Below are 10,384 nucleotides of genomic sequence, written 5' to 3'. Positions count from 1 at the left end.
GCTTGTATCGTCGCGATCAGCGAGAGCGGGGGACGAAGTACGACCAATGCTCCAACTGCTCCACCTGGGACGTGAACAGAGAGCAAAAACCTACATAACATATTGTTATTGAGATTTTTTTTAATATCTGATAATAGTAATTATGTAATATTCATGCTGCTTCGATTGAGATGTACCTCGAAGCAGCAGCACATTTAGCCTTGCAGTCCTGCAGAACCTAATCCCCTCACTAGCCGAAAAATTTCAGCTTGATAGCGGGCATCCTGCAACGCATCGTGAGTGCCAATGAGTGCAGGTTTAAGATGTTCAGCGATCTTGCTCGAACGAGTATCACGCCAACTGCAGCCCGTTGCTCCCATGTAGAGCGCCTTGATGTCCAAGGCTGTAAAACCGAACGGATTTGATCCTGAGAAGCGATGAAAGTAGTAATTCACGAAAGACCAGTCGAAAGGTGCGTTGAAGCCGACGAAGACAATCAACTCGTCAGCACCTGCCAAAGCCGAAAGCCAATCTGAAAAGGCTCTCATAGCCTCATGAGGTTCAAGGCCGCGTTTTTCAAGCTGTTGCATTGATAGCCCGGTTACCTTGAGGGCTGCAGGATCAAAATTGCCGTTGATCGGCCGGACCTCACATGCAAAGCCGTTGTCAGGGTCAAAGACAGCACATGCCCCGATCGACAATAGGCTGTACTCACCTGGCACTGGCCCTGAGGTTTCAACGTCGACCGAAACGAATATTTCGCGCTTGTCTGTCATGAGATCAGAGGCTCGGTTGGAACGAGAGTGGGCCGGTTACGAATGGCATGCCAATGCTCCTTGAAAGCTTGCCTGCGGTCGTGGGCGCTGCCGCTCGCCTTCCAATGATGGCCAGCGAAAGTCGTAATGTCGAACGGCAAGTCGGCTCCCTCGCGCGCAGTGACCATCGTGGGCAATCCGCGCCCGAGCGCATAGCCAAGTTCGAGGAAGCAGTTTGGCCGAGCACCAGTTAGGTCTGCAAGGACAACACTACTGCGATGAAGCTTGGCAAAAATTTCTTGATCGATCCGTGCGTGTTCGTAGGTTTGCCGCCCGTCTATGACGATCAGTCGATAGCCGAACTCATCTTCAAGCACTGGTTTGGCCACGACATCGAAGAAATCTTGCACGGTCGCATAGTCCGCATGGTTTGGGTTCAGTAGACGAACAGCGAAAGCCTTGGGGCGCTCAAGGGATTCAAGCAAATTGATCAAGGCCGAAACTCGATCAGGAATGGATTGTCGCTTAGGGAAGCCTATTCGGTTGATCCAATCATGCGCATCCCCATCATCGGCGATTTGGAACAGGCGACGGGTATTGGCACTTGCGAGCCCGAAGTTGTAAAGGCGGCGCGCTCCCTTGTTCTCCGCGCAAAGGGCGAGGTTAAGTGGCACGACGGGCTTGCCAGCGTCATGATAGAGGTTTGCTAGATACAGAACCCCTTCATCACCACCTAGCGAGACCAGCACATCGCCAAACCTCGCTTGCGCCTCCATCCGCTTGCTGTTCATGTTCCAGTGCGCCGCACTCTCGATCTTGATCAATTGAGAGTCGCGAAGTTGGTCCCAAAGGTCGACGTATTCGCCCGGTATTTGCTCCTCGGTCTTGTGGTGTTGTACAGCTACAATGAACGGTCCAGGCACATTCTGGGGCCTATGGATGAGGTTTTCCTTCACCGTTTTCCAGATCAGCCAATCGAAGCACACGGGCAACCCATCGACGTTCCGCTTGGGTTCAGCATCGACAGGAACGACGAAGTTGCTGCCACGTTTCACTAGCTCCTTGACCAGCAGGGCGATCAGTTCGCGCGCTGCCTCAACTTCAGCAGCGGGCGCGACAATCAGATCGTTTGCGACGCTGCCGGAGATGTGGATGCGACGTCCAAACAGGGGAGACCGGGCCATTACTTGTCCTCCATGACAGGGGATGCATGAAGGGTGGAAGCCACCGCCGTTAGGTCAGCGAAGCTCAGGGCACGGTTGGGATAAGCCATAGCAAGTGCCGCAGGATAAAGCCGGGTACGAATGTCCGAGTACGTCCAGGATGGATGGCGCTCCCTCGTGCCGGTCAACTTGGTTAACTCAGTGAGTTGGACCTGCGTGAGTCCAAGACCGGCAAGGTCCATTTGGAAAAGTTGCAGGCGCTCAGCATCGCTGGGACGACTAAACGTCTCGATGATCGCGGCCCGTCGGCGCAGGGCCGGATCGAGAACTGAAAGGCGGTTCGTGCAAAGGATCACGACGATCCTTCCGCCGTACTGCCGCAAATCGTCGATACCCTGAATCAAAGTGTTCACCGCCACCTTGTCCTCATGATGGCTATGTTCTTGCGCGCGCGACGCCGCCAAGCTGTCTCCTTCATCAATAATCAGGATCGCCCGCCGGTTTTTTCCAGCTGATTGCGTGACCTTACGAAAGGCTTCAGCAATCAGTGTGCCCATCTCACCAACCATACCGTTGCCCCGCACCCGGTTCGAGAGCTTGAATAGCATCGAATCGGAACTGCGAGCTTCGGCCACCAGCCGGTTGGAGATGCATTCCGCCATGGCAGTCTTGCCCGTTCCAACGTCGCCGTGGAAGATCACAAGCGGATATTGCTCGGCGACCAGATCGCAAATAGCGAGCTTGCCACCATGGTGCTTTTTGTTCCACTCGCCAAGTGCGCCGACGTTGAGCAAAAGGCGAAGCTGATCGTGAACACGGACGTAGCGCTGATCAAAGCCGAGCAATGTCTTTTCGCGCGCGGCCAAGTTATCGCTCGGAAGGGCGATTTCGCTGTCAAATATGCTCGGCTGGCTCATGCTGCCCAATCCTTCCTCTGCATCCCATAGGTACTGCTGACGTAGCTGCGCCCGCCGGATGAATTGAGGCTCGAATGGCTGGTGTCGTCGTATGAGGTAGTCCAACTGATCTTCAATTTACTCCGCATCGCCTCCCTCGCTGCGCTCGTGTAGGCAGCGGTGTAGCTGATCACAATCCGCAGTTTCGCGCCCGTTACGCGCGGCCAAAGAACGCCGCCTGGACGGCTGGTGGTCAGCGTGCCCGCGTTAGTATCGACATCAAAACGCACTGCCTTCATTTCGATGCCATACTGTAGCAGTGTGACGTCCACCCATGCGAGGTAGCCCGCCTTAGCCAGCATTTCGATATCGCTGGTATAATCAGCAGCCTCCTGTGACGTCCATGCGCCGGTGCTGTCGGCGATCATCGCGAGATCGGCCCTGACACGCCTGACGACGTTTTCGATATCGGTAGTGGTGTAGGTCGCCGAAGCGGTTCTCGTCTGGCTCATTTCAGTCCTCCACCTTGAAGCCGGGCCCGAAGACCTCTTTCCAAACCGCAACGTCGTTCTCGACCGATGCGAAGTTCACTGTTTCCCAAGCATCCTGTGCCGCCGCGACGATTTCCTGCCGCTCCGCCTCAGAAATCCGGCTGGTGACGTTGTTGAAGCTGTAAACCGGATCAAAGATCACGACAGGATCCGAGAAACTGCCCAGTGGAAGCGCGTTTTCGGGGAAGCTGATCCGCTCCTTGAGGCCGGACTGGGCGATGTAGAGGAGGAAGTTGCGGAATCGCTGCTCAATAGAACCTTCCCTTCCCTGCGATGCGAGCACATGCGCCATGATCAGCTCGATGGCGAACGACTTGAGCGGCTTGATTTCCGCGTAATTTCGCCATTTCTTGGCCATGCGGACTAGCGTCCGGAAATCGCCATCTTGGTCTTTGCGGTCCCGCACGAATTGGATCTGACACGGCGCGCAGGTCTGGATCTTCGAATCGTCATGAATATCGAACTGCCAGCCATAGCCCGGACGGCTCTCATCCTCGATAACCGGTACGATATCGACGCTCACTCCCGTGCCAACGAACGTCACGGTGGCAGCCTTGCGCTGGATTACGAAATCCTCGACTGACTTGTTGGGATAGATCTTGATTAGCAGGTCATAGATCGTCGTGTTGAGGCTATCGAGGGTTTCCTTCCCCGCGTCCCGCCCGGAAATGTAGAAGACCACGTCGACATCGACGGGGTCGTAGGCGGTCCTGCGCAGGATCGTGAACTTGGCGAAGGATCCGGCTTTCACAACCTTGGTGATCTTGATCTCGGTTTTTTCCTTGACGCTCTTGCGCAAGGCTTCGATCAGGCGATCAACCTGGGCATGGTATTCCTTCCGCTTGTCCGCTGGTAGGCGGAGCACATTGCTGTCGTAGTAGCGAAGCTCGGTGTTGGTGAGGGCCATAGCTCATCCTGTCGATCTGGCACTGATCGCCACGACGGTGAACCCTCGCATCGACTCAGTTCGGTTTACAAAACATGCCGGCTTGCCGGTACGTGCTTTAGGATGGGGAAGGATTAACCATTTTTCAAGAGGTTTCGGTTTACAAATTTGTCCACATGTTATACACATGGAAACTGTGAAACCGGGGAGTCCACCATGATCGGAGCCAAGCTCAAGGTCGCGCGTTCGGCGTCAGGCATGTCACTTCGTGCGCTGGCTGATGCGATGGGCGGTGTCGTCTCTGCTCAAGCCATCGGAAAGTATGAGAGAAATGAGGACATGCCGGGTTCCAGGTCGCTGATCGCACTGGCCAAAGCGCTGAATGTCTCGGAAGAATATCTACTGAGCGAAGATGCCCTCTCACTGGAGGGGGTCGATTTTCGCAAGAGGGTAGGAACGTCTGTCAGAGAGGAGGCGGCCCTAGAGGCGCGTGCTATCCATATGCTGGAGCGCTATTTGGCCATCGAAGCCCTTCTCAATTTACGAAGCGTCGACTGGGAGCAGCCTCGAAGCGCCCCGCACCCGGTGGCCGATATGCGCGATGCCGAAGATGCTGCACGCTCAGTTCGTGAGGATTGGGGCCTAGGGAATGATCCTATTCCCCAGCTTGCTGAACTACTGGAGGAGCGGGGCATAAAGGTTCTGTCTCTCGACCTGGATAACGTGGATGGGCTTGCGGCCAAGGTGCGCCGTAAAGAGCGAGAGGCAGCCCGCGTGATCGTGATCAAGCAGAGCACTTGGTCAGAGCGCAAGAGGTTCAATCTCGCTCACGAGCTTGGCCACATGGTCATAGCTCCATCTGGTGGCGTTGACGAAGAGAAGGCGGCTCACCGTTTTGCTGGTGCATTCCTGATGCCTGCTGACGTTCTGCGCGCGGAGATGGGTGCACACCGCTCATCTATAAGCATTGGAGAGTTGGTTGCCCTGAAAAAGCGGTTTGGTGTGAGCATCCAGGCGCTCGCCTATCGCTGCAAAGACTTGGGGATCATAAGCCAATCGGCATGTGCAGCGTTGTTTAAGGTTTTCGCCGAGCGAGGATGGCGTGCCGCTCCCTATGAGGAACCGGAGAGCATGGCTCCTGAGGTGGAGGAACCCCGGCGTTTTGAGCGTCTTTGCTATCGAGCTCTCGCTGAAGGTGTCATAGGGGAGTCGCGCGCCGCTGAACTCCTCGGTATTTCCGTGCGCGAACTCGATAAGCGGTTGGATCAGGTGGCGGTTTGATAGGTGCCCATTCTCGTTTCGGATACATCAATACTTATTGACCTCGAGAGGGCTGACCTTCTCGAGGAAATGTTCTTACTGCCATTCGAGTTTGCTGTGCCCGACTTGCTCTTTGCACGAGAGCTCTTCGGTGAACTTGGCAACAGGCTGATACAGCTTGGCCTGCGGATCGAGGAATTGACACCAGTCGAAGTTCTGCGGGCAACCATAGTAAATCGTCAACATGTCCAGCTTTCTACCCCCGACACCTTTGCGTTTGCGATCGCCGAGTCGCGCGGCTGGGGACTGTTGACGGGGGACGGCACGCTGCGAAAACTCGCCACGGCCGAGCAACTCGATATGCACGGCGTTCTTTGGGTCTTCGATCAACTGGCGGACGGGGCGCATGTAGACGTTGATCGCCTGCATGGCGGTTTGAGTACATTAGCCGCACATCCAAGATGCAGGTTACCTGCAAAAGAAGTGCAGGAAAGACTGGTCCGTTTCACCCTTTAGGAATGTGGAAGGAAGCTGACCCCGACTGCTGGGAGGTCGTGGCACCGGCATGGTACGGATCTTCCCGCGAGCTGGCTCATTTCCGATGACACGACTGGCATTGCTGCTGCGAAACGGCATCGGACTCATTCTAGTTCGTGGTTCAGCTTTGTGCTGGGCAGCGCTCACGCGCTGCCCGTCGCCATGCGGTAAACCGGGATGCCCATCTTGCGGGCTTTGTCGGCCAAGTTGTCCTGGATGCCGGTGCCCGGGAAGACCACGACACCGATCGGCATGCAGTCCAGCATCTGGTCGTTGCGCTTGAAGGGGGCGGCCTTGGCGTGTTTGGTCCAGTCCGGCTTGAAGGCGACCTGCGGCACTTTGCGGTTGGAGGCCCAAGTGGCCGCGATACGCTCGGCGCCCTTGGGCGATCCACCATGCAACAGCACCATGTCGGGGTGCTTGGCGTGGATCTTATCGAGACGGTCCCAGATCAGCCGGTGATCGGTGGTGTCGCCGCCCGAGAAGGCAACCTTGGGCCCCGGAGGCACCAGGCTCTCGGTTTCTGCGCGTTTCTTGGCGGCGATGAAGTCGCGGCTGTCGATCATCGCGGCGGTCAGGTGGCGATGGCTGGTGCGCGAACCCGAACGCGGTGACCAGTGCGTGCCGGTGGCCTTGAGGAAGAGGTCGGCAGCGGTTTCGCGGAAGAGTTCCATGCTCTCACGCCGGTCGATCAGGCCCTGGCCGATGTCGATCAGGGTTTCAAGCTGGACGGATTTCACCTCGGAGCCGTCCTGTTCGCGCTGAAGGCGTTTCTGCGATTGCTCGTTGTCGTCGAGCTTGGCCTCGATCCGCTCCGCGGCGCGGTGGAAGGTGTTGACGGTCGACCACAGGATCTCGTCGAGGTCGAAATCGAGGCTGGTGTCGGCCATGGTGGAAATCAGGGCGTCGAAGATGTCGGCGACGGCGGTCTGGATGACGTGGTCTTCGGGCGTGACCCGGGGGTCGGCCTCGCCCGCTGCGGGGCGGTAGCCAAAAAGCTGCAGGTCTTGGATCATGGTTTCGGTCGGCGAGGAGGTGTGATCGGGTTCGAATTCGTCATGGGCGTACATGGGATGCTCCATCGTCTGGACCGCGACCGTCGCGGCCTTCATGGCGACGAAAAGCCGACAAGCGGTCCGGTCTGGCAGCCCGAGCCTTTTGCGAGGGCCTCGATGGCAAAGCCCGGCTATTTTGCCTCGCGATGCAAAGCCGCCTCTGGCGGCGGCGGAAAATAGTCGGGCGCCGCCATTGCCTGACCGGACCGCTTGTGGGCCGCTCGCCCTCTAGAAGGCCGAGGCGTGGTCCCGCTTATGGAACTGCAGCCGTAAGCCCGTGATGAAATCGGACCTCTGGGATCACCCGCTTCGACGGTTCACATGATCCTGCGTCAGGAAGCGGCTGACGTCCTCCGGCGCGAGTTGCACCCGGATATGCGCCCGAAGTGCATCCAGACCGCGGGTGACAAGATCGTCGTTGAAATCCCCCAACATGGGCGAGAGCGTGATTGCCTCGATCCCGACCGCGTGCGCCCGGGCGACCAGGCTATCCCTTGCACCGTCCCCCGCCGGATCGTTGTCGCGGACGATATAGAGCCTGCGCAGATGTGTCGGAAAGAGGAGGGCTGCGAGATGTCCGGCTGACAGCGCTGCGACCATCGACATTTTGGGCAGGGCCTGTCGGATGGAGAGCACGGTCTCGATTCCCTCCCCCGCGGCCATGACCTCTTTGGCTACCCCGAACCGGACCGCGTGGCCGAGCAAATCCCCCATCGCCTTCCGCTGTGTGTCGACAGGCGCCTTTGAGCCGCCATCGCGCGCAAGCCAGGTGCGGTGCACCCCGGTGACCTTGCCTTCGAGGTCGGTGACGGCAGCGATCATGGCCGGCCAGGTCTCGGTCTGATCCTCGCCCTGCCCCCGATAGTAGCAGTTGGGGTGGAACTTCAGGGCGCCGGTTTCGCGGAGATTGGTGATGCTGCGTGACCGCAAATAGGTTGCCGCCAGCGAGCCTTTGAGCGGGCCAGACATGCTGAGAAGCCGCCGTGCCGCTTCTGACGAACCAGAGGGCGCGGGTGCAATGTTGAGTGTTGGGGTATGCAGCACCGGTTCCAGTTGCGGCAAGCTGAGGAAGCGGCGGGCCTCCTCGATCACATCGGCGAAGTCGCTGAGCCCAAGGCTTTCGCGGATGACGTCGAGGAGATCACCGTGGCTGCCTTCGGATGGATCCTGCCACTTGCCAGCGGCACCTTTACCCGAAGCGGGACCTGTAAGGCGCACGAACATGGAGCGCCCTGCCGTGTTGCGCACATCGCCAACCTGCCAATAGTTGCCCTGCCTGCGCCCGTTCGAGAGATAGCTTCGGCAGACAGCCTCGGCCTGCTGGCCAAGGCGCTGCGCCAAATTTGCGGCATCAATACGGGACATCAGGCAACCTCACGCTCAGAAATGCGGGAGATAGGCCAGAGGTTGAGAAGCTTGGCAAGCACTCCCGTACCATCAGGTCCGACCGGCACGAAAAAGCGGAGTTTCCAAGAGATGATCTCGCTGAAGAGGCCGTAAGCCCGCAGCCGCTCGCGCATGCCTTCGGTGAACCCGGTCAACTCGATCCGGTTTACCCCCATGACGCGGGAGCGGCGCAGTTGCAGGCCCTCTGTCAGATCGATGATCGTCTTGCCTTCGATCAGCGCAGCATAGGCCTGGTCGGCGGAGAGGCTGGGCACCCCAGCCCCGGTTGCTGTTGCAGCCCAGGCGGGAGAGACCCTTCGTCCAATGATCCGCTCGCCGTCATCGGTCTGAAGGCGATAAACGCGGGTTTCGTCCTGGGGCAGGCGCTTCCAGACTGGAAGGAGAAGGCCTGAAACCACATGCAATGTGGCGTCGGTAAACTCCCGCACCTCTGCCACTTCGGCATTCCAGGCGGCCACAAAGGTGGGGCGGTCTGTCTCCACCCATTGCGTGCCGCCCATCAGGCGGACGGCGATGTTCTGACTTTCCGTGGGACGGATCAGTCGCACGCGCCGTTCGATCTCGCCGTCGTCTAGCATGAGGCTGGTGGTCGGCACTTGGACTGACGCCCTGCCCGAACGGCTGTTGATCATCAGGACGGCTCGCGGATCGTCGAGTTCGGCGAGCGCTTCGTCCAACAGGCGCGGTCGGTTGCGACGGCGTTCCGTGATGGAGAGAAGACGGGTTTCTGCTCCGGTGGTCGGATGGGTGTAGATCACTTGACGGTCAGTGATGCGGAAGCTCTCGGCGCGCAAGGTTTCCAGCCCGAGATCATATGTGCCCGAGGCCATCGCCCCGTCGATCCGCGCCTCAAGAAGCTGTTCGAAGGCCGTGAAGAGGATGCCCTGCATCTCGATGGTCAGGGCCAGGAGCCGGTTCAGGAAGGTGGTGATCGGCGGCAGATCATCTTTGATGCCATTGCTATCCATCAGCTTCAGGCCGGTTGCCGCCTCGAAGCGCTGCAGCGAACAGCCTTCGATCTTGCCGCGCACGATCAGAAGGTAAAGTTGGCGCAGCGCGTCTCGCGCATAGAGGCTTTCGAGATTGTCCTCGGGTCGAAACAGTCCCTGCCCGCCGGTCTGACGCTGCCCGCGGGTGATTGCACCCAGCGTATCGAGGCGGCGGGCGATGGTGCTGAGAAAGCGCTTCTCCGCCTTCACATCGGTCGAGATCGGCCGGAACAGCGGGGGCTGTGCTTGGTTGGTCCGGTTCGTGCGGCCAAGGCCTTGGATCGCGGCATCGGCTTTCCAGCCTGGTTCGAGCAGATAGTGAACTCGCAACCTCTGGTTCTTGGCCGAGAGCTCGGCGTGATAGCTGCGCCCGGTGCCACCGGCATCGGAGAAAATCAGCACGCGCTTCTGATCATCCATGAAGGCCGAGGTCTCGGCTAGGTTGGCTGATGGCGCGCGAGTTTCCACGGCAAGTCGTGCCGTCGAACCTTCGCCCTTGCGGATGATGCGGCGCGACCGTCCCGTCACTTCAGCGACCATCTCCGTCCCAAAATGCTGGATCACTTGATCGAGCGCGCCCGGAACTGCGGGCAACGATCCGAGGTGCTCCAGCATTTCATCGCGCCGGCGCACGGCCTCGCGGCATTCGACCGGCTGACCATCGCGGAACACCGGGCGTGAGGACAGATTGCCTTCACCATCGGTGAACGGTTCATAGAGTTGAACCGGGAAGGAATGCTGAAGATACGAGCCAACGTAATATGCCGCGTCCGCGTTATGCAGAGCGCGGCGCTTCATGTCGTTGATATGCTGTTTCATTTTGGGATCTCCACTTGGCATAATCATGATGCCTCTGCTCTCAACCGCAGAAGGACACCCCGACATGACCTCCTCCTCCAACTCTCA

At 58.5% G+C, this 10,384-nt stretch carries 9 protein-coding genes and 1 pseudogene; 2 read left to right on the top strand and 8 right to left on the bottom strand.

Annotated elements, in window-relative coordinates; genetic code table 11:
- Positions 1–194: 194 nt before the first annotated feature.
- The 5 genes from AC1Y2B_RS22795 to AC1Y2B_RS22775 are packed head-to-tail and all read right to left on the bottom strand — an operon-like array spanning position 195 to position 4,251.
- Positions 195–755 (bottom strand): 3'-5' exonuclease, encoded by a 561-nt coding sequence (locus tag AC1Y2B_RS22795; protein WP_482255422.1) that lies wholly within the window; start codon positions 753–755, stop codon positions 195–197.
- Positions 752–1,918 (bottom strand): hypothetical protein, encoded by a 1,167-nt coding sequence (locus AC1Y2B_RS22790; protein WP_482255421.1) that lies wholly within the window; start codon positions 1,916–1,918, stop codon positions 752–754. Before AC1Y2B_RS22790 ends, AC1Y2B_RS22795 begins: the two co-directional genes overlap by 4 nt.
- Entirely contained in the window at positions 1,918–2,814 is an 897-nt protein-coding gene (locus AC1Y2B_RS22785) for an AAA family ATPase (RefSeq protein WP_482255420.1), read from the bottom strand. Before AC1Y2B_RS22785 ends, AC1Y2B_RS22790 begins: the two co-directional genes overlap by 1 nt.
- Positions 2,811–3,305 carry an HORMA-1 domain-containing protein gene (locus AC1Y2B_RS22780; RefSeq protein ID WP_482255419.1) on the bottom strand — a complete coding sequence of 165 codons (495 nt, stop codon included), beginning with the start codon at positions 3,303–3,305 and terminating at the stop codon, positions 2,811–2,813. Before AC1Y2B_RS22780 ends, AC1Y2B_RS22785 begins: the two co-directional genes overlap by 4 nt.
- 1 nt (position 3,306) lies before the next feature.
- A complete protein-coding gene (locus tag AC1Y2B_RS22775) occupies positions 3,307–4,251 on the bottom strand; it encodes a CBASS oligonucleotide cyclase (RefSeq protein ID WP_482255418.1) in 945 nt (314 codons plus the stop codon).
- 195 nt (positions 4,252–4,446) lie between these two features.
- On the opposite strand from AC1Y2B_RS22775, the gene AC1Y2B_RS22770 reads away from it, so the two are divergent.
- Complete coding sequence (locus AC1Y2B_RS22770; protein ID WP_482255417.1) at positions 4,447–5,511, top strand: helix-turn-helix domain-containing protein; 1,065 nt, start codon at positions 4,447–4,449, stop codon at positions 5,509–5,511.
- Between the two features lie 69 nt (positions 5,512–5,580).
- Complete coding sequence (locus AC1Y2B_RS22765) at positions 5,581–6,006, top strand: PIN domain-containing protein (protein WP_482255423.1); 426 nt, start codon at positions 5,581–5,583, stop codon at positions 6,004–6,006.
- Between the two features lie 164 nt (positions 6,007–6,170).
- Here the strand turns inward: AC1Y2B_RS22765 and AC1Y2B_RS22760 are convergent, their stop codons facing one another.
- The 3 genes and pseudogenes from AC1Y2B_RS22760 to AC1Y2B_RS22750 all read right to left on the bottom strand — a co-directional run.
- A complete protein-coding gene (locus AC1Y2B_RS22760) occupies positions 6,171–7,097 on the bottom strand; it encodes a DUF2493 domain-containing protein (protein WP_482255416.1) in 927 nt (308 codons plus the stop codon).
- Between the two features lie 285 nt (positions 7,098–7,382).
- The gene (locus tag AC1Y2B_RS22755) at positions 7,383–8,447 is read right to left on the bottom strand and encodes a DUF7146 domain-containing protein (RefSeq protein ID WP_482255415.1); all 1,065 of its coding nucleotides are present in this window, start codon (positions 8,445–8,447) and stop codon (positions 7,383–7,385) included.
- A pseudogene (locus AC1Y2B_RS22750) lies at positions 8,447–10,240 on the bottom strand (strawberry notch C-terminal domain-containing protein); the annotation flags it as partial. The pseudogene AC1Y2B_RS22750 and the gene AC1Y2B_RS22755, both read right to left, overlap by 1 nt.
- Between the last annotated feature and the right edge of the window lie 144 nt (positions 10,241–10,384).

The sequence above is a fragment of the Stagnihabitans sp. genome (genome assembly GCF_964946895.1).
The sequence above is the reverse complement of the archived record's forward strand: the minus strand, read 5'-3'. Positions and strand labels throughout refer to the sequence as shown.